This is a genomic window from Halopiger djelfimassiliensis, from assembly GCF_000455365.1.
GTDB lineage: Archaea > Halobacteriota > Halobacteria > Halobacteriales > Natrialbaceae > Halopiger_B > Halopiger_B djelfimassiliensis.
Genome location: NZ_HG315684.1, coordinates 816412 through 835565 on the forward strand (window position 1 = coordinate 816412; position 19154 = coordinate 835565).

The 19154-nt window shown below is 65.5% G+C and carries 19 protein-coding genes and 2 pseudogenes; 9 read left to right on the forward strand and 12 right to left on the reverse strand.

Annotated elements, in window-relative coordinates; genetic code table 11:
* Positions 1–111 precede the first annotated feature (111 nt).
* Positions 112–1215, forward strand: a complete 1104-nt coding sequence (locus tag TX80_RS04020; RefSeq protein WP_049921610.1) for a putative sulfate/molybdate transporter — start codon at positions 112–114, stop codon at positions 1213–1215.
* Between the two features lie 29 nt (positions 1216–1244).
* On the opposite strand, the gene TX80_RS04025 is transcribed toward TX80_RS04020, so the two are convergent.
* Positions 1245–1712, reverse strand: a complete 468-nt coding sequence (locus tag TX80_RS04025) for a DUF5518 domain-containing protein (RefSeq protein WP_049921611.1) — start codon at positions 1710–1712, stop codon at positions 1245–1247.
* Between the two features lie 281 nt (positions 1713–1993).
* On the opposite strand from TX80_RS04025, the gene TX80_RS04030 reads away from it, so the two are divergent.
* Positions 1994–2467, forward strand: a complete 474-nt coding sequence (locus TX80_RS04030; RefSeq protein ID WP_049921612.1) for a DUF7384 family protein — start codon at positions 1994–1996, stop codon at positions 2465–2467.
* A gap of 53 nt (positions 2468–2520) precedes the next feature.
* Here TX80_RS04030 and TX80_RS04035 read toward each other — a convergent pair whose 3' ends face one another.
* Entirely contained in the window at positions 2521–2763 is a 243-nt protein-coding gene (locus TX80_RS04035) for a hypothetical protein (protein ID WP_049921614.1), read from the reverse strand.
* A 328-nt stretch (positions 2764–3091) separates the two neighbouring features.
* Between TX80_RS04035 and TX80_RS04040 the strand changes: the two genes are divergently transcribed.
* Positions 3092–3418 carry a hypothetical protein gene (locus TX80_RS04040; RefSeq protein WP_049921616.1) on the forward strand — a complete coding sequence of 109 codons (327 nt, stop codon included), beginning with the start codon at positions 3092–3094 and terminating at the stop codon, positions 3416–3418.
* Positions 3419–3454: 36 nt separating this feature from the next.
* Here the strand turns inward: TX80_RS04040 and TX80_RS04045 are convergent, their stop codons facing one another.
* Both TX80_RS04045 and TX80_RS04055 read right to left on the reverse strand, forming a co-directional pair.
* A complete protein-coding gene (locus TX80_RS04045) occupies positions 3455–4003 on the reverse strand; it encodes an XTP/dITP diphosphatase (RefSeq protein ID WP_049921618.1) in 549 nt (182 codons plus the stop codon).
* A 392-nt stretch (positions 4004–4395) separates the two neighbouring features.
* Positions 4396–5046, reverse strand: coding sequence for a helix-turn-helix domain-containing protein (locus TX80_RS04055; protein WP_049921621.1), 651 nt, complete (start codon positions 5044–5046; stop codon positions 4396–4398).
* 82 nt (positions 5047–5128) lie between these two features.
* Between TX80_RS04055 and TX80_RS04060 the strand changes: the two genes are divergently transcribed.
* On the forward strand, positions 5129–6790 hold the full coding sequence (locus TX80_RS04060; RefSeq protein WP_049921624.1) for an NADH-quinone oxidoreductase subunit D: 1662 nt from the start codon (positions 5129–5131) through the stop codon (positions 6788–6790).
* Positions 6791–6878: 88 nt separating this feature from the next.
* On the opposite strand, the gene TX80_RS04065 is transcribed toward TX80_RS04060, so the two are convergent.
* Together TX80_RS04065 and TX80_RS04070 are read right to left on the reverse strand one after the other, a co-directional pair.
* Positions 6879–7166, reverse strand: a complete 288-nt coding sequence (locus TX80_RS04065) for a DUF5808 domain-containing protein (RefSeq protein ID WP_049921625.1) — start codon at positions 7164–7166, stop codon at positions 6879–6881.
* 95 nt (positions 7167–7261) lie between these two features.
* On the reverse strand, positions 7262–7891 hold the full coding sequence (locus TX80_RS04070) for a pyroglutamyl-peptidase I family protein (RefSeq protein ID WP_049922194.1): 630 nt from the start codon (positions 7889–7891) through the stop codon (positions 7262–7264).
* A gap of 146 nt (positions 7892–8037) precedes the next feature.
* Here TX80_RS04070 and TX80_RS04075 point away from each other — a divergent pair, with 146 nt between their 5' ends.
* On the forward strand, positions 8038–8259 hold the full coding sequence (locus tag TX80_RS04075; RefSeq protein WP_049922195.1) for a YgaP family membrane protein: 222 nt from the start codon (positions 8038–8040) through the stop codon (positions 8257–8259).
* 68 nt (positions 8260–8327) lie between these two features.
* Here the strand turns inward: TX80_RS04075 and TX80_RS04080 are convergent, their stop codons facing one another.
* The 4 genes and pseudogenes from TX80_RS04080 to TX80_RS19650 all read right to left on the reverse strand — a co-directional run.
* Positions 8328–9959: a bifunctional N(6)-L-threonylcarbamoyladenine synthase/serine/threonine protein kinase gene (locus tag TX80_RS04080; protein ID WP_049921627.1), complete on the reverse strand. Its 1632-nt coding sequence runs from the start codon at positions 9957–9959 to the stop codon at positions 8328–8330.
* A gap of 135 nt (positions 9960–10094) precedes the next feature.
* A complete protein-coding gene (locus TX80_RS04085; protein WP_007140110.1) occupies positions 10095–10229 on the reverse strand; it encodes a 30S ribosomal protein S27ae in 135 nt (44 codons plus the stop codon).
* A 1-nt stretch (position 10230) separates the two neighbouring features.
* Positions 10231–10548 (reverse strand): 30S ribosomal protein S24e, encoded by a 318-nt coding sequence (locus TX80_RS04090; RefSeq protein WP_049921629.1) that lies wholly within the window; start codon positions 10546–10548, stop codon positions 10231–10233.
* A gap of 235 nt (positions 10549–10783) precedes the next feature.
* Positions 10784–11044, reverse strand: a pseudogene (locus TX80_RS19650) (RNA-guided endonuclease TnpB family protein); the annotation flags it as partial.
* Between the two features lie 44 nt (positions 11045–11088).
* Here TX80_RS19650 and TX80_RS04100 point away from each other — a divergent pair.
* Both TX80_RS04100 and TX80_RS04105 read left to right on the forward strand, forming a co-directional pair.
* A pseudogene (locus TX80_RS04100) lies at positions 11089–11726 on the forward strand (IS6 family transposase).
* Between the two features lie 67 nt (positions 11727–11793).
* On the forward strand, positions 11794–13347 hold the full coding sequence (locus TX80_RS04105) for a PAS domain-containing sensor histidine kinase (RefSeq protein ID WP_049921631.1): 1554 nt from the start codon (positions 11794–11796) through the stop codon (positions 13345–13347).
* Positions 13348–13372: 25 nt separating this feature from the next.
* On the opposite strand, the gene uvrA is transcribed toward TX80_RS04105, so the two are convergent.
* Positions 13373–16336, reverse strand: a complete 2964-nt coding sequence (gene uvrA, locus TX80_RS04110; protein WP_049921633.1) for an excinuclease ABC subunit UvrA — start codon at positions 16334–16336, stop codon at positions 13373–13375.
* A gap of 210 nt (positions 16337–16546) precedes the next feature.
* Between uvrA and TX80_RS04115 the strand changes: the two genes are divergently transcribed.
* The gene (locus TX80_RS04115; protein WP_049921635.1) at positions 16547–17044 is read left to right on the forward strand and encodes a hypothetical protein; all 498 of its coding nucleotides are present in this window, start codon (positions 16547–16549) and stop codon (positions 17042–17044) included.
* Positions 17045–17081: 37 nt separating this feature from the next.
* Here the strand turns inward: TX80_RS04115 and TX80_RS04120 are convergent, their stop codons facing one another.
* Complete coding sequence (locus TX80_RS04120) at positions 17082–18632, reverse strand: hypothetical protein (protein WP_049921637.1); 1551 nt, start codon at positions 18630–18632, stop codon at positions 17082–17084.
* Positions 18633–18851: 219 nt separating this feature from the next.
* Here TX80_RS04120 and TX80_RS04125 point away from each other — a divergent pair.
* Positions 18852–19154: twin-arginine translocation signal domain-containing protein (locus TX80_RS04125; RefSeq protein ID WP_154658587.1), on the forward strand; the 303-nt coding region annotated here is incomplete at its 3' end.

The following is a 19154-nucleotide window of genomic DNA, read 5'->3' on the forward strand; positions in this document are numbered from 1 at the left end:
TCGCACGGCGATCGCCGATAGTGTAACTGGAAAGGAGCACATCTCAGCAGAAATGTAACCACGAATGATTTCTGGAAACAGTGAAACCGATTCCGGGCGAAACGGGCGTGAATGGCGCACCAGCCCCGATCGGCGGTCGATTCCGACCTCGAGTTTTCGGTCCGCGAGTTCGCGGGTGCGTTAGGGGATTCGGTTACCGTCCTCCCGTTGCTCGTCGCGCTCGGGGCGACGACGAGCGTCTCGCTGCCCCACGTCCTCGTCGGGTTCGGCGTCTTCCAGATCGTCTGGGGGCTGTACTACGGCCTTCCGCTGTCGGTCGAGCCGATGAAGGCGCTGGTGGGGCTGGCGATCGTCGGCTCGCTTTCCTATCCGGAACTCGCCGCCGCCGGGTTGCTCGCGGGCGTCGTTTTGCTCGTCGCCGGGCGACTCGGGGTCGTCGGCCGGCTCCAGCGCGTCGTCGGCGAGCCGGTCGTTCGCGGCGTCCAACTCGCGGTCGCCCTGCTGTTGTTCGAGGCGGCCGTCGACCTTTCGGCCGGGAACCCGCCCGTCGCGGCGGCCGGACTCGCCGTCGTCGCCGTCCTCGCGCTCGTCGGCGTTCGCCACTCGAGCGCGCTGGTCGTCCTCGCACTCGGCGCGATCGCGGCCGTCGCGGCGGCTGGCGTTCCGACGCCTCGAGCGCCCGAACTCGCGGTGTTCCCCGCCGGATCGCCGACCCTTTCCGCGGCGGCGCTCGAGGGGACCGTCGCCCAGCTCGGCATGACGGTCGGCAACGCCGCGATCGCGACGGCGCTGCTGTGTGGCGACCTCTACGATCGGGACGTCTCCGCGGACGCGCTCTCGAAGAGCATGGGCGTCACCTGCCTCGCGGCGGTTCCGATCGGCGGCGTGCCGATGTGTCACGGCAGCGGCGGCCTCGCCGGGAAGTACGCCTTCGGCGCGCGAACCGCCGGCGCGAACGTCCTGCTCGGACTCGGCTACCTCGCGCTTGCGCTTGTCGCCGCCGGATCGGTGCTCGCCGCGTTCCCGGTGGCCCTGCTCGGGGTCTTGCTCGTGGTCATCGCCCTCGAGTTGGCGCGAGCGGCGTTCGACCCCGTCTCCGGCCGCCGGTCGCTCGCGTTCGTGCTCGGCGTCGGCGTCGTGGGGCTGGCCGTCAACGTCGGCGTCGCGTTCGTCCTCGGGGCCGTCCTGTTTCGGGTGCTCGCTCGAGCGGAATAGCGCGAACGGCCGTGTCCGCATCCCCGCGGCTAGGCCTCCGGATCGGATTTTTCCGCCCCCTCGAGGCGGGCGCTCATCCACCCGCCGACGAACCCGCCGAGCTGTCCGATCACCAGCAGGGTGAGCGCCAGAATAACGAAGGTGGTGACGGCCGCTCCCGCCGAGAGCAGCGCCATCAGCCGCCGGTCACCGACGGCGTCGACGAGCTCCGGATAGTTCCACAGCTCGAGCACCGTCGTCCCGGTGCGCCAGACGAGGATCGGAGCCCCACCGACGACCGCGGTTACCGCGCCCGCACGAGCGCTTTTTTCCGAGCGGTCCCTGTAGAGATACCCCGAAAAGACGCAGGCGACGAACAGGGGGATCGACCAAACGGGATCGGAATTCAGAATCCAGCCGCCCCCGATCGCAAGCGGGAGCAAAGCGAGCCCGAGGTAGATCGCAGTCCGGAACTGTCCGTCCCGCAAGTCGTGTCGGACGTTCTGCAGCGGGCTCATACGTAGGTTATTTTACACCTCGTGGGTTAATTCTTTTGTCACGGCCTGCGGCCGGTATTCGTCCGTTCGTTACGCTCGTCCACCGCTCCGAAACGGGGAACGCGAGCGAGCCCGGCGGGACGACTCGAGAGGCGCGGGCCTTTTCTCCGCCGCCTGCGAAGGACCGCCGATGCCAGCGAGCTGGGCCGACCTGTTCGATCGCGGCGGAAGCTACGACGTGGATCTCGAGGCCGTCCGGGCGGCGGCCGACGAACTGTCGACGGAGACGGAGGCGACCGACGATGCCTGACCGACCGAACCCGACCCGCGTCGTCGCCGATCCCGCGGTGCTCGCGGCCGACCTGCTCGTCGGCGGGGACGCCCGCGCGGCGCTGGATCACGTCCGCCGGCATTCGTGGGTCGACCTCGTCGCGAGCGATCCGCTACTCGAGCGGACGGAACGGCTCGTTACGACGCTCGCCGACGCCGAACTCGCGGCCGATCACCGGGCGCGGCTCGAGGCCGAACGGGTTCCGGTCGACCACCCCGAGGGGGATCATCCGGCGCTCGCGTCGGCCTACCGCGGCGAGGCTGCACACCTGATTTCGGACGACGAGTCGCTCACGTCGGCGAAGGCGGGCCTTACGTTACAGCCGCGGGTTTCGGTCAGCGTCAGGCCGCCGGACGCGTTCGCCCGGCTGTTCGATCCCGAAAGCCTCTACGAGGCCGTCGAAGGCGGTGAGTATCCGGGTCCAGACTGCGATCCGCGCGCCTGACCGGCGGGCCGGCCGGTTCGTCCGGTCGTTCGCCGTCGGAAGCAGAAGTATACTCAGTAGTCTTCTCGCGGGTCTTCGACCAACTCGTAGAGCCCGCCACGGTTCAACTGTTTCACCCAGCCGGCGTTTTTCAGGTTTCGGAGCGCATATTCGACCTGTCCTTTGTCGAGTTCCGACCGCTCTCGAACGTACAGCGGATTTACCCGGCCCCATGGCTCGTCCGCTCCACGACCTTCTTTGAACAACTCGAGAACGATTTCCTCACGTTCGGTCGGAGTGTAGTTCTCGTTGACCATTCGTGTACGTGTGACCGTTCGTACAGCATAATCCCTAGCCAACTGCTCCGCGTTTCGCTGCCCTATCTGCTGGGCACTTTGCTTAGCAAAGAAATTATATAGGATTCCACTCAACTTGGTGTTAGGAGCGCGGGTATCCTAGAGAAGGACCGGAGGTGATGGCTCCGACCCCGCGCTTCGGCACGCAACCGAAGCATGCGAATAACGAAACCCGCCGGACTTCAGCATTCCGGCACGACTTCGAGTATCGATGTGCGAACTACCAACTCCAGATACATCGAGTATTACCGCCTCAGTCGAGGAGTTCTCTCGGTAGGAGGGACTGACGATGGCGACTGACGAAGCGTGGGAACAACTGGCCCGTCGAACCGCCAGCCGGTGCGTGTTCGCCGAACTCGAGGCCGTCAACGCCGCGACGGATCGACTCGCCCGAAAGCTGGAGAGCGGCGAGGAGCTTACGAGCGAAGACCTCGCCCGGTTTCGCCGGTCGCTCCGGGCGCTGCAAGCCGTCGTCGAAGGCGAGGTGACGGCGGTCGTCGACGGCACCGATCCCTACGAACGGGCGTTCGGCCACGTTCCCTACGGGGTTTTCTGCGACTATCTGGGCGTCTCGCTCGAGCAACTGGCCGCCCTCGAGCGCGAGGGGACCCGCTGAGACGGGACCCGCAACCGGTCGTCCGGCTCGAACCCCTCAGTGCTGGTCCGCGTACCACTCCGCGAACTTCGCCAGCGCCCGGCCGCGGTGTGAGATGGCGTTCTTCTCCTCGGTGCTCATCTCGGCCATCGTCTGCCCGTTGTACTCGAAGATCGGATCGTAGCCGAACCCGCCCTCGCCGCGGGGCGCGACGATCGTGCCGGCGACCGATCCCTCGAAGGTCTCGACCCCGTCCTCGTCCGCGTACGCGAGCACCGTCCGGAACCGGGCGCGCCTGTCGTCCTCCTGCTCGACGAGCCGCCAGAGCCGCTCCACGCCGACGGTATCCTCGACGTACGCCGAATAGGGGCCGGGGAACCCGCCGAGCGCGTCGACGAACAACCCCGCGTCGTCGACGAGGACCGGTTCCGTATCGCCGAGCGCCTCGAACGCCTCGCGCGCGCCGTGGGCGGCGACGTCCGCGAGCGAATCGCTTTGAATCTCGGTGTAGTCGTACTCGACCTGATTGACGGCCGTGATCCCCTCGAGGTACGCCTCGGCCTCGCGGGCCTTGCCTTCGTTACCGGTGACGAACCGAAGCAGCATGTGCGAGGCGGGGTGCTCCGGGCGAATATAGCCGTCGGTTGTCCGGCAGAACCCGGTCAGTCGTAGCGCACGTTCCACGGCCACGGCAACAGATCGGCAACGCTCTGTGTCGCCAGAACCCCGTCGTCGGACACTGAAACGGTGCCGTCGGAATGTGCGTCGTCGACGATAAACCCGGACTGATCTTCGTGACCGGTCCGTGTCCGACCGACCAACTCGTCCGATCCGAACCGTTCGGTCGCCTCGAGTTCCCGCCGTTCGCCCGGTTCGAGCGTCAGGGTTTCGTCGACGATCGTCTCGTCGCCGGTCAGTTCGGCGTGGATCTTTCGGGAAGGTAAAGCGATAGTTTCGCGTCGTCGGTCCCGGCTCGAGCCGGGACCCGTCGCGCGACCTCAGAGGACGAGTCGGTCGACGACTCGTTGCTGGGCCTTCCGGAGGTGTTCGGAGGCGGTCCCCGGCGCACAGTCCAGTTCGGCCGCGACGTCCTCGACGCTCGCCGTTCGCGGGACCTCGAAATAGCCGAGTTCGCGGGCCACCCGAAGCGCCTCCCGCTGGCGGTCCGTCAGCGACGCCTCCTCCGGATCGCCGCCGTCGTACTCCCCCACCTGTTCGACAGTTACGTCGATTCCCGACGGAACCTCCTCGGTCGCCCGCCGCAGGTCCGCCGACTCGCCGACAAGCGAGAACCGGACCGTCCAGTCGGACCGATACTCGACCGGCGGCAGCGGGACGAGACTCCCCTGTGAGAACGTCTCGAGCAGCCGGTTGCCCACGTCGTCGGGCACGTCGCGAACGTAGACCGAAAACGATCGGTCCCCCAGCCGCGTCAGTTCGGCGCTCCGGACACCAGTGTACGACTCGAGTGCCGCTTCGTAGGCATCCATATCCCCGACGACGTGGAAGATAAACGCGTACTCGTCCGACCCCGCGAAGTTGCCGTGGACCATCCGGTAGGAGTCGAACGCGTCGCTGTCGGCGACGAACCGATGCATCGGGTGGATCGTCTCGGCGTCGTGGCCGAGGGTGAGCCGAACGGTCTTCATGGCCGGACGTTCGCACTCGCACATAAATAGCCTAGCGCGTGGCGCAGAATCGACTCCCGGGGACCGTGCGAACGGACTCAGTATGGACCCATCGTCGGAACTCGCGTCATCGTCGGCGCGAGCGGATGCAAAAGTCGGTCTCGACGGCTTGCTCGAGGAGTACGCGATCGGCCGCGACGACCATCTGAACGCGCCCGCGTTCGTGGTCCGGCCGGACGACGTCCGAGCGGTCCTCTCGACGCTCCGGGACGAGGCCTGTTTCGATCACTGCGCCTGCGTCACCGCCCAGCAGTACCCGGACCGGTACGAGACGATCTATCACCTCCGGTCGTACGACGACGCGACCCGCGAGGTCAGCGTCGTCGTCCCGACGCCGATCGACGATCCGCGAAGCGAGTCCGCAGCCCCGGTCTACGGGACGGCCGACTGGCACGAGCGCGAGGCCTACGACCTCATCGGCATCGAGTACGCGGGCCATCCAGATCTCCGGCGCATCCTTCTGCCCGAGACGTGGCAGGGCCACCCGCTGTCGAACGACTACGATCAGCACACGCCACAGGTCGTCACGCTCACCGAGCACGCGAACCCGATCGCGGGCGACAAGCGCGATCCCGAGTCGGAGACGATGTTCCTGAACATCGGCCCCCATCATCCGGCGACCCACGGGGTCATGCACGTCAAGGCGGTGCTTGACGGCGAGACCGTCGTCGATGCCGAGCCCGACATCGGCTATATGCACCGCTGTGAGGAACAGCTGTGCCAGCAGGGAACCTACCGCCACCAGATCATGCCCTACCCCGACCGCTGGGACTGGGTTTCCTCGGGCCTGTTAAACGAGTGGGCCTACGCCCGGACGGCGGAGGAATTGGCGGGCATCGAGGTCCCCGAGTACGCGCAGGTCGTCCGCACGATGGGCGCCGAACTCTCCCGAATGGCTTCTCACTTCATCGCGGTCGGCACGTACGCGCTCGACGTCATCGGGGAGTTCACGGCGGCGTTCATGTACGCCATGCGCGACCGGGAACTCGTCCTCGATATTCTCGAGGACCTGACCGGTCAGCGGATGATGTTCAACTATCTCCGGCTGGGTGGGGTGGCGTGGGATCTACCCGAACCACGCGGGGAGTTCGTCGAGACCGTCAGGGACTTCCTCGACGGGCTTCCGGCGAAGATCGAAGAGTACCACGACCTGCTCACGCAAAACGAAATCTTCCAGCTTCGCGTCGTCGACACCGGCGTACTGGACCCCGAAGTCGCCAGACAGTACGGCTGTACGGGACCCGTCGCCCGCGGCTCGGGAATCGACTACGACCTCCGGCGCGACGATCCCTACGGCTACTATCCGAACCTCGAGTGGGACGTCGTCACCGAGTCGGCCGGCGACAACTACTCGCGGCTGCTCGTCCGCATGGGGGAGCTCGAGGAGTCGGCGAAGATCGTCGAACAGTGTCTCGACCTGCTCGAGGACTGGCCCGAGGCCGACCGCGAGATCCGGGCGAACGTCCCGCGGACCCTCAAACCCGATCCCGACGCGGAACTCTACCGGGCCATCGAGGGGGCGAAAGGCGAACTCGGGATCTACATCCGGTCGGACGGAACCGACACGCCCGCGCGGTTCAAGATCCGGAGCCCCTCGTTTTCCAACCTCTCCGCCCTGCCCGAGATCAGCCGGGGCGGCTACGTCGCCGACCTCATCGCGTCGATCGGCAGTCTCGACTGTATTATGGGCGAGGTCGATCGCTAGGCCGCTCGAGCGACCGGCGACCGTGGTCGCCCCTCGGAACGAGAACCCGACGGAGACGGTGCCGCCGGAGAAACGGAAAACGGAGTCGTCAGTCGTCGCCGTCCTCGTCGACGATGACTTCGACGGGTTCGTCCTCTGGCTCTTCGCTTCGGTCCGTCCCGCCCTGTTCCTGCTGCCAGAGGAGCGCTCCCGCGACGAGGACGACGATCCACGACCGCCAGTTGGCGAGGTTCAGGGTGTAGCCGACGCCGAAGGGTTTCTCGACGAGCATCCCTTCGCCGGGCTGCCAGTACGCCGAGAGCATGCGGCTGATGCTCGGTCGTTCGAAGTTGTACGGTACCCCGAGAATCTCACCGGAGGTCGGCTTCTCTGCCATGCGCGGTGATACGTTCTCCCCTGATATGAGTATTGTGTGCTCGACTCGACGCCCGAAATTTCACCCCCGGGTCGCCGTCGCCCCGACGCGGCCGCTTACCGACCGGCGTCGAGCGCGACTGCAAGCCCCGCGATCAGTCCCTCCCGCATCGTCTCGAGGGCCATGCTCGGTTCGCCCTCGTCTCGAGCGGCCGCCTGCGCGTGGGAGAACGGCACGTGAACGAACCCCGTCCGGAACTCGTGGGCGGTCGTCTCCGCGAGGTGACGGCCGGTGTACAACAGATCGTTACAGAGGTGCGTCCCGGCGTCGGTCGACAGCGCTGCCGGAACGCCGGCTTCCCGCATCGCTGCTTTCATCTCCCGGAGCGGCAGCGTCGCGAAGTAGGCGTTGGGTCCGTCAACGGCGACCGGTTCGTCGACGACCGTCCGGTCGTCGTTGTCCGGCGTCCCCGACGCGGACGTATCGCGACGGTTGATTCCGACCCGCTCGAGCGAGAGCGTGTGCCGACCGGCGGCCAGTCCGAGTCCGCAGACGATCTCGGGATCGTACGCCTCGACATATTCCTCGAGTCGTTCACCGGCACGGTCGAACGCGACGGGGAGTTCCTCGCCGGCGACTGCGGCGTCGCCGATCGTCGTGCCGTCGAGCGCCAGCGCGAGTCGTCGCGCCGAATTGATCTCGAAGTCGCCGAACGGTTCGTATCCGGTGACGAGAACGTCGCTCATCGGTCGATCCTCGAACCGTCGTCGCAAGAGTCCCCCGATTTCGTCGGCCCGACTCGAATCCGACGGCTCGCGTGCTCGCACGGGGTCATAAACCGGTCCGAGATATGCGGCACAACCGTTTCGTCGTCGCCCCCGACCGATTCGGTATGAAACGAAACGCCGGCGGAGACGATCGCATCGTACGCGGCGTCCTCGGTATCTGGCTGGTCGTGACGGCCGGTGCCGCCTACCGGGACGGCAAGCGCGAGCGCGGCGCGCTCGCGGGCATCGCCGGAGCCGGACTGCTGTGGAACGCGGTCACGGGCTTTTGCGGCGGGAACTACTTGCTCGGGGTCGATACGACGACGGACTCCTGTTCAGTCGAGTAACGGTGCCGCGAGTTCGAGCGCGTGCCGAATGCTGACCACCGACACCCTCGTCGTGGCCTCGGTCGAGGCTATTCCCCGTCGTCGTTGACGTACCGGCCGCGCCCCTCGATGTCCCGCAATCGCTCGAGGACCCGCTCGTCGCCGACCTCGCGGTACCCCTCGCGGACGGCCGCCCGCAGGGGCTCGGGGTCGTCGGCGGTGCCGACGAGGCTCTGATCGAAGACGTGGACGTCCATCGCGTAGTCCTCGACGTGATCGGTGTGGTAGCCGAGGCCGAAGTCGATGAGGAAGGTCCTCTCCGCGTTCACCCTGACGTTTCGGGTCGTCGGATCGCCGTGGACGAACCCGGCCCGGTGAAGCCGCGCGAGGTGACGGCCCACGTCGCGAACCCGCTCGGGCGACAGCGCCCCACGCAGGTCCCGATCGCCGACGTACTCGAGAGCCAGTCGGGCCTCGGTCGGATCGACGTCCGACAGGACCGGCGTCGGAACCCCCTCCTGCCGGGCGAGAGACGTCAGCCGGGCCTCGAGGCGCGTTCGTTCGGTTCGCAGACGCTCGTCGAGTTCGGGATGGCGGTAGCGCTTTCGCCGTCGGTGCTTGGTGACCCGTCCGGCGTCGGGTTCGAGGGTGACGAGCGCTTCGGCACCCCGGACGCGGCCGTCGTCACGGCCGAGCGCGAGCGACGACTCGTCCGATCGCCAGGTGACCGGCACCTGATCGGGCCGGTAGTCGGGATCGACCCGCGACTCCTCGAGCGGGACCGTCTCGCCGGCCGCGTACATCTTCGCGCCAAGAACGGCGATCATGCCGGCGTTGTCCCGTAGGAATCGGGGTTCCGGCGCGTGAAAGTCGGCACCGCGCTGGTCGCACATCTCCGCCAGCATCTCCCGAAGCCGGGCGTTCTGGCCGACGCCGCCGCCCAACACCAGTTCGTCGCTGCCGGTCAGCGAGAGCGCCCGCTCGGACACCTCGGTGAGCATCCCGAAGACGTTCTCCTGCAGGGAGTAACAGATGTCCTCGACCGCAACGCCGTCGTCGTACCGCTGCTTTGCGGCGCTCATGATCCCCGAAAACGAGAAGTCCATCCCCTTGACGACGTAGGGAAGGTCGACGTACTCGCCGTCTTCGGCGGCCGCCTCGACCTTCGGCCCGCCGGGGTGTGACCAGCCGACGTGCCGGGTGAACTTGTCGATCGCGTTGCCGACGCCGGTGTCCATCGTCTCCCCGAGCACGCGATACCGCCCGTTGCGGTAGGCAAGCAGGTGGGCGTTCGCGCCGCTTGCGTTCAGACAGACCGGCGCGTCGAAGCCGGAGGTGTGGCGGCCGATCTCGAGGTGGGCCACCATGTGGTTGACGCCGACCAGCGGGACCGAAAGCGACTGGCTCAGCGCCCGCGCGGCCGTCCCGACGACCCGAAGGCAGGGGCCGAGACCGGGACCCTGCGAGAAGGCGACGGCGTCGACCGGCGGCTCCGTCCCGGGACCGTCGTGGGTATCACGGGCGTGCTCGAGCGCCCGCTCGACGACTCGCGGCACGGCGTCGTGCATGTGTTCGGCGGCCTCGCGCGGGTGAATGCCGCCGCTGTCGGGCTGGTAGGCGTCCGTCTCGATAACGACGTCGTCGGCTCCGGAATCGTACACCGCCGCGCTGGCCGCCCACGCGGTGCCTTCGATCCCAAGAACGCGGATGTCAGTACTCACGGCTCGAGGGAATAGCTGCAACGTGGTTCGGAAGCCACGCGCCGGTCGGTCCGGAACGCGGTCTCCGTGTGAGTTTCGGGTTCGTGGGGGCGGTCACGATGTGCTGTCGCCGGTCGGCACATCGCCACATCGCCGTTACTCCCACTCGGTGTAGCTACACTTCCCGCAGTGTTTCCGGTCGCCGTGATCGGCGAGGAAGACGTCGCCACAGCGGGGACACTGTTCGCCCTCGGTGCTTCCGTCGTCGCCGTAGTGGTCGTAGCGAGCCATGTTATGCCTCCTCCGCTTCGGCGTCCGCGTCGGCCTCCTCGGCTCCGATCTTGTTGCGCTCGAGCATGTGATCCTGCTCGACGTCGCGGGCGTACTCGGCGCTCTCGTAGACTTTGGCCTCGCCGACCGTCTTGCGCATCCCGAACTTGGTATCGAGGGTGCGGACGACGACCTCGTCGGCGTCCTTGTTCAGCTTCGCCGCGAGACTGTCACGGACCTGCAGACGCTCGGGGGTGGCGTCCTCGTGGGTGAGTTCGAAGGTGACGTCCGTGCGATGCAACATTGGGTTGTCCTCTTCCGAGACGATGTCGACGTCCATGATATCACTCAGTTACCCTACTATCCCCTTGTCGCGACTAAAAGGATTTCGAAGCCGGGCACCCGTTCGGCGATATCCGCCGCAGCACGGTTCCGATGTGTCGGTGCGATAGGGTTCCAGAACCCGGACTATGCACCCATCTGCTCGTGAAACCCCGGTCGGACCCAGACGGCAAGGTACACGCCGACGACCGCGTGAACCGCTACGGGCGCGGTGGCCCGTGGCTTCCCGTGGATTAGTCGGACACGCCCGTGACACCATCGGCGTGGTGACCTTTGGCGGTGTCTTGGGTCACGGTCGGCTGGTTCACACAGCCCGATGCCTGCCGTCGCAACTTCCGCACAGTGGGAAGCGTGTTGAGAGCAGGCACATTCCTCTCCAGTTTCACCAATCCCTTCTTGACGATGTTGATTGCCACGGTCCGGTCAGCATGGTCTTGGCGGCCACACTCCACGCACTTGAATCGCTTCTTGTTCCGGTTTGCACGGGCGCTGTTCAGATAAGGTCTGAAAAGCGAGGCGGTCAGAATTCTAGGTGTCCATGCCAGAACCCAGCCGCCTCACCGGCTCTAGTACCGGGATTCAATTAGATTTTGTGGAGCGTGAGGCGACACCGCGCGAGCTAATGCGACTGAGTATCCAGCTCCATTTGTCTGGATTATCAGTTTTGGATACTGTTTCTGTCTTAGAGAGATTCGGTGTCAAACGAGCACGATCGACGATCCATAATTGGGTGCAGAAAGCCGATCTACAGCCGACAGCTGATAAACAGCCGGATCACGTTGCGCTCGACGAAACCGTGATCCAACTCGATGCTCAGCGCTACTGGCTGTACGCGGCTATCGATCCCGAAACGAACGAATTCCTCCACGTCAAGCTCTATTCAACGCGTACAACCGCACTTACTGAGATGTTTCTCCGCGAACTGAGAGAGAGAAACACGACGTCGAAGATGCCGTGTTTCTCGTCGATTCAGCACCATGGCTCAAAGCGGCACTCCACAATCTCAGCCTCCGATTTCGCTACGAAAAACACGGAAATCGGAACGCTGTCGAACGTCTCTTTCAAGAGATAAAACGACGCACCTCTCAGTTTGGAAACTGCTTCAGAAACGCCGGTCCGGCAACTGCAGAAACATGGTTGCAGAGCTACGCATACTGCTGGAATCAGCTAATCTGAACAATGCCCCCTCGCTCCGCCAATTGACTTATGAGGGTCCTCTGCGACAGGACAAACCGATTTTGTGATGAACGGCAGGATCCGGCGGACGCTCGAGCGCGTTTGCGCAGTCGCCGTCTCGCCGGTGGCGCTCGTCGGAGTCGGGCTGCTCGGCCTCGCCGGCTCGTACGCGGCAGTGTTCGGCGGCGCTCCGGAGGTCCTGTCGTTCGAACTGTTCCTGCCGACGGTGGCCGGACTCGGGCTCGTCCGGTACGGGACGCGAACCCGCGAACCCGACCACGACCGCGACCATCGCCGAACGGAGATCGTTACCGCCTGCGCGCTGGGTCTCGGCGCGTTGAGTACGCTCTTTTGTTTCTGGGTGCTGTTGCTCGTCCGGCTCAGAACCGGCGTCGCCGGCAGCTTCGCACAGCCGTCGATGAGTGCGCTGAGTGCCGGCACAGCTGTTGGCGCTCTCCTCGGCCACGTCTACGTCGAACGCACCCGATATCACCGGACGAACGAGCGGCTCACTCACGCCGTCAACGCTTCGAGGGATGGCATCGCGATCATCGTCGACGCTCACCACGTCTACGTCAACGACGCCTACGCAGGCCTCTACTCGCTCCCCGACGGCTCGGCGCTCGAGGGACGGCCGTGGACCGACCTGTACACGACCGAGTCCCGGGCCAGCATCGAACGGGAGGTCATCCCCGCCCTTGCCGAACGAAACGTCTGGCGCGGGACGCTGACCGGAAAGCGAACCGACGGAACGACGTTTCCGCAAGCGGTCACGGTTAGCGTCCTCGAGGGCGGGGAGGCGAACGGCTACGTCGTCATCGCGCGCGATCTCACCGACCAGCGAGAGCGCGAACAACGGATTCAGGTGCTCAATCGGGTCCTGAGACACAACCTGCGCAACTCGTTTACCGTTATTCGGGCACACGCCCGACGGATCGGCGAACGCGACGAGCGCCTCGATCGCAATCACGTCGGTCCCATTCTCGACGAGATCGATGACCTGCTCTCGACGGCCGAGAAAGCCCGCGACATCGAACGGACGCTCGAGCGGTGCGACCGGTCGGCTGTGATCGAGGCGACCGATGCGGTTCGAACCGTCGTCGATCGGGCCACGGACGCCTATCCGGACGCCCGGATCGGCTCACGTATCGAAGCTCCGGTTCGGAACGGGGAACCGCCGACGATCGACGAACGCGTCGTCGACGCGCTCGACGAACTCGTCGATAACGCGATCGAACACCATCCGGCATCGCGGTCAAATCAGGGGCGACCGTCGACACCGCAGGATTCCGATCCCTCGAGTTCCGTTCCCGACGCCCCGACCGTCGAAGTCGCCGTTCGAACGACCGAGTACGACGACGGGACCCGACTCGAGTTTACGGTCACAGACGATGGGACAGGGATTCCGGAAGCCGAGCGTCGAGCCATCCTCGATGGCGAGGAGACGCAGCTCGATCACGGCTCCGGAATCGGGCTGTGGATCGTCACCTGGATCGTCCGGAACGCCGGGGGGAACGTCCGGTTTACCCCTCGCCCCGGCGGCGGCACCACCGTGACGCTGTCGTTCCCGAACGGTGGATCGGAACCGACGACGGCGACGCCGTCGCCGTCATCACAGTAACGGAACGGGCCGTCACCACCCGGACTCAGTCGTCGTCCATCGACGCCGTTACCGGTTCGACTCGCTCGCCGCGAGGCCCTTCGAGATCGACCTTCGGCAGCAGATCCCGGAGATAGCGGCCGGTGTGGGACTCCTCGAGCCGCGCGACCTCCTCGGGGGTACCGGTGGCGACGATCTCGCCGCCGTGCTCGCCGCCCTCGGGGCCGAGATCGATGATGTGGTCGGCGTTTTTCACGAGGTCGAGTTCGTGCTCGATGACGACGACGGTGTTACCGTTGTCGGTCAGCCGGTGGAGCACGTCGATGAGTTTGCGCTCGTCCTCGCTGTGGAGTCCGGTAGTGGGTTCGTCGAGCAGATAGAGCGTCTCGCCCGAGTCTTTCTTCCCTAGCTCTTCGGCGAGTTTGATCCGCTGGGCCTCGCCGCCCGACAGCGTCGTCGAGGGCTGGCCGAGTTTCATGTAGTCCAGCCCGACGTCTTTCAGCAGTTTGAGTCGGCGACGGATCTGACTCGAGGATTCGAAGAAGTCGTAGGCCTCCTCGACGGACATCTCGAGGACGTCGGCGATGGTCTTGTCCTTGTACGTCACGTCGAGCGTGGCGTCGTTGTAGCGTTCGCCGCCACACTCCTCACAGGGAACGTACACGTCCGAGAGGAAGTTCATCTCGATTTTCACCGTCCCCTGGCCGCCACATTCCTCGCAGCGACCGTCCGAGACGTTAAACGAGAATCGCCCCTTCGCGTAGCCGCGCTGTTTCGCGAGCTTGGTCTGGGCGAACAACTCCCGGATGTGGTCGAAGACGCCGGTGTAAGTCGCCGGGTTCGAGCGGGGCGTGCGACCGATCGGCGACTGATCGATAAGCCGCACGGTTTCGATCTCCTCGAGACCCTCGATAGCGTCGTGGTCGCCCGGGATGACGCTCGTGTTGTCGTTCATCTCGCGGGCCAGCCCCTTGTAGAGGACGTCGTGCATCAGCGTCGATTTTCCGGAGCCGGAGACGCCGGTAATGGCGGTAAAACATCCAAGCGGGATGTCCACGTCGAGATCCGAGAGGTTGTGCTGGCGCGCGCCGAGGATCGTCAACGCGCCGTCCGGATCGCGCCGGTCGTCCGGTACCGGAATCTGCCGGCGGCCCGAGAGGTAGTCGCCGGTAACCGAATCCTCACAGGCTTTGACGTCGTCGACGGAGCCGTTGACGACGACTTCGCCGCCGCGTTTGCCCGGTCCGGGACCCATATCGATGACGTTGTCCGCGCGGCGCATCGTCTCCTCGTCGTGTTCGACGACGAGGAGGGTGTTGCCGAGATCGCGCAGTTCCTCGAGCGTATCGAGCAGACGGTCGTTGTCCCGCTGGTGGAGTCCGATCGAGGGCTCGTCGAGGACGTAGAGGACGCCGACCAGCCCGGAGCCGATCTGGGTCGCCAGCCGGATGCGCTGGCTCTCGCCGCCCGACAGCGTCGAGGCCTCCCGATCGAGCGTGAGGTACTCGAGGCCGACCTCGACCATGAAGCCGAGGCGGGCGCGGATCTCCTTGAGGATCTCCTCGGCGATGACCTTCTCGCGCTCGGTCAGATCCGCCTCCATCGACTCGAAGTGCTCGAGGGCGTCGCCGATCGACATCGCATTGATCTCCGTGATCGAAGTGTCGTCGACGAGCACGGCCCGACTCGCGGGCTTCAGGCGGGTGCCGTCACAGGCCGGACACTCCGTGACCGACATGTAGTCCTCGATGTGTTCCCGCGTCGAGTCGGAGTCGGTCTCGAGATACCGGCGCTCGAGGTTGGGGATGACCCCTTCGAACCGCTTTCGCTTCCGCCGGGTGCCGTTTTTGGTATTGCGTTTGAACGTGACCTTCTCGTCGGTGCCGTAGAGAAACGCCTCCTGGATATCCTCGTCGAGATCCTCGAACGGCGTCGACAGCGAGACGTCGAAATGGGCCGCGACGGCGTCGAGGCGGGTCTTGTAGTACGAGCGGTTGTAGCTCCAGGCCTCGAAGACGTGTTTGAGCGGCTTGGATTCGTCCTGGACGACGAGGTCCTCGTCGACTTCCTTGGTCTCGCCCAGCCCTTCACACTCGGGACAGGCCCCGTGGGGGGAGTTAAACGAGAACGAACGCGTCTCGATTTCGGGAACGTCGATCCCGCAGTGGGTACACGCGAGGTCCTTCGAGAACTCGACGACGAAGCGGTCGTCCGCGTCGGTCTCGTCGCCGAGCGCGCCCGTCCGGCGAGCCTCCTCGCCGAGGTCCTCGGCCGCCTCCGCGGGCGGGTCCGGAAGGATGACCTTCAGGACGCCGTCGGCCTCCTCGAGGGACGTCTCGACGCTGTCGACGATCCGCGGTCGCGCCTCGGTGGACACTTTCACGCGGTCGACGATCACGTCGATCGTGTGATCGAAGTTCTCGTCGAGATCGGGTTTCTCGAGCGTGAGATCGTGTTCCTCGCCGTCGACCTCGACTCGCGAGTAGCCCTCCGACACCAGCTCGTCGAAGAGATCCTCGAACGCACCCTTCTGGTCGCGAACGACCGGCGCGGCGAGTTTGGCCTTCGTCCCGTCGGGTAACTCGAGGATGCGCTCGACCATGTTCTGTGCGGACTGTTCGCCGACTTCGCGGCCACACTCGGGGCAGTGGGGCGTGCCGACCCGCGCATAGAGCAGTCGGAGGTAGTCGTGGAGTTCCGTGACCGTCCCGACGGTCGATCGCGGGTTGTTCGCGGCGTTTTTCTGGTCGATCGAGATCGCCGGCGAGAGACCCTCGACGGTTTCGACCTGAGGCTTGTCCATCTGGCCGAGGAAGTTCCGGGCGTACGCCGAGAGACTCTCGATGTACCGGCGTTGCCCCTCCGCATAGACTGTCTCGAAGGCCAGCGAGGACTTCCCCGACCCCGAGAGGCCGGTGACGACGGTGAACTCCTCGCGGGGAATCGTTACGTCGAGGTCCTTGAGGTTGTGCTCCTCCGCACCCCGCACCTCGATGTAGTCCTTGCTCATGGGTTGGGAATCAGTAACGTGGTTGGTTCGCGACTCGCTGCTCGATTCACTGTGGGTGAGTCAGTGGCCGGAAGGACTTAACGGGTCTGAAAGGCCAATACCGTGGTGTATGCTAGCAACTATTCGTCAGGCCGGTCGCCGTGGCTGGACCCCGGTGTCGCGGGGCGACCAGTCCAAAGTGACTTCGGTCACACGCACGAACGGACGGGTATGAGCGACGATACCGGACCCGAGCCGGACGTCGACGGGTTCGTCGACTACTGTCACACGCAGGCGGGGCTGCTTTCGGGACACGTCGAGACGATGCGGGCCGAGGCCGACGATCTCCTCGCCGAGATCGACGACGAAATGGCCGAACTCCGCGGCCGCCTCGAGGACCACACGGAGCCGGTCGACGGCCCCGCCGCGCCGTCGACGCCGGACGGTCCCGGTGATCTCGATCTCGAGGCGCTCGAGGACCTCGAGGACGAGGTTACGGAAAAGCAACTCCTCGTGGAGGCGAAACAGGCACGGATGCAGGCCTTTCAGGATCTCGCCGTCGCTTATACGGAACTCGCCGGAGAGCTTCGATCGACGGTCGACGACGCCGAGGAAGCGCTCGCACGCGTTGTCGAGTTCGAGGCCGATCACGACGCGCCGGCGTACTTCGAGGAGCGGGAAACGATCGTTGAGACCGTGGCCGACGCCACCGATGAACCGGACTCGTAGGCGCGACAGGGGGTAGCGTCCTCGAGCCGGCACCGCCTTACTCCGCCGGCCGATCGAGGGCGGCACGAACGGTCGGCGCTCGCTCGAGCAGTCGGTCGTCGATCCGCTCGTTGATCGTATCGATCGAACACTCGAGCGACGCCGTGCGGTCGAGATACGCCCGAAGCACGTCCGCGTAACACTCGCGAGCGATCGGGAGCAGTTCGTCCGCCAGAAACGCCCGTTCGCCGACCTCGATCCGGTCGTCTCGGCCCGGATCGTTCGGCAGGGAACGGTCCTCGTGGACGACGACGTTCCGCCACTGGTAAAGCGTGCGAAAGAACGCCCCGACCTGCGTCGCCGACCACTCCTGGGCGTTCCGATCCCCGATCAGGGCCGCCGCACGGAGCCCGAGTCGGTACCGGTTCCCGCCGGGCGAACCCCCTTTCAAGAGGGTCGCCTCGCAGCCGACGACGCAGTCGACCAGTTGGTCCTCGACCCGATCCCGATCGAACATCCGTTCGAACCGCGAAAGCGGGTTCTGAAACGCCGAATCGTCCGGTCTGAACCGCTGGCGGTGGGTTCGCCACAGCCTCTCGATCGCCGGCGTGCGGTCCTCGCGCAGGCGCGTTCCGACGCTCGCGGTCGGAGCGTCGAAATCGAGCGCGAACGTGACCGGCGTGGCGATGCCGCGATAGGTCTCCCAGCCCGGTCGGACGTGGTACCCCCGATCGAAGCCGACCACCCCGGCCGGATACTCGAGTCGAAGACAGCGGCGAACGCAAGTCGCGACGTACCTGACGACCTCGGTGAGCCGTTGCCAGGGGTACTGATCGACGGGTGTCACGTCGAACGACGGCGTTCGCCACGGGGAGCGGTCGGTGTCATCGATCTCCGCGGTGATGTCCCGAAGCGGTCGACGACGTTCTAGGACGAGTTCGACGACCGGATTCGGTCGGGACGGCGACAGCGGTTCGACCCGTTCGAGAACGCCCGTGCTCGGCGCTTCGTAGGTCGCGATCCCCGTCTCCTCCAGATCGCCCAGCGGGCGAATCCGGAGCGTGTCGATCCCGTACGGACCGAGATACGCCGGTTTTCCCTGCAGGTCGGTCTCGAGGTCGATCGAAACGCCGGGTTCGATGGCGGTATTTTGGAGACAGAGCAGATAGCGCGCCCGTCGCCGATCCGTGTATCGCGGCTCGAACTGCTCGGCGAAGGCGGCCGCGAACGCGTCGGCGTCGAACCGTACCGCCCCGGCGTAGTCGGCGACGATCCCGGTAAACTCGAACAGCGCCCGTTCGATAGCGACGATCCGTTTCGCCCGCTGGTCGGCGTCGACACCTCCCGGCCCCGGCAGCGCCTCGTAGACGGCTCGCGCCGCTTCGCCGAACTCGCCCGCGTACACGTCGTCGAATCGATCGTCGGCCGTGAAGTACTCACCCGGCGTTTCGACCGGGAACGAAGCGGTGTTTTCGAAGAACGGATCGTCCGTCAGTCGATGAAACGTCCGGGCCGGCATCTCGGGTTCGTCGATCGTCACCGCCTCGAGAAGGGCACGGACTCCCTCTCGAACCGCGGGACGGACGTCGGAAACCCAGTCGGATGACATACACTGCAAGAGCCGTCTTCCGTACTTAGTGACGGCGTCTCGAGTCCCCGTCGAGGCGGAAATGCGTCGTGTCCACCCGATGATCGTCGTTCGGTCCGGACGGCGATACGGTCCGATTCGGCGGTCGTCCGATGTGCGAACATGTTCGCCACATTTCCCTCTTCGGAAGAATCGTCGATAGGTCTGAACGTACGTATAGCCAACCACCATGTGAGGACAATGACCTCAACCACAGCCAACCGACGGCAGTTCATGCAGGCACTCGGTGCAGCCGGTGCGGTCGCGGTAGCCGGCTGTCTGGGTGACGACGACGTGTCGGGGAACAGTACGCCAACCGACGAGGCGGAAGAGGGACTGCCGGCGGCGACGGCTGTCGACGTCGACCGGATCGCCCGGGATCCGACCGACCTCCCGCCGCCGGTCGACTGGACCGAGCCCCGGGAACACGAGGTGACGATCCGGACCGAGCGGGTGACCGCCGAGATCGAGCCGGAGGTCACCTTCGAGTACATGACCTTCGAA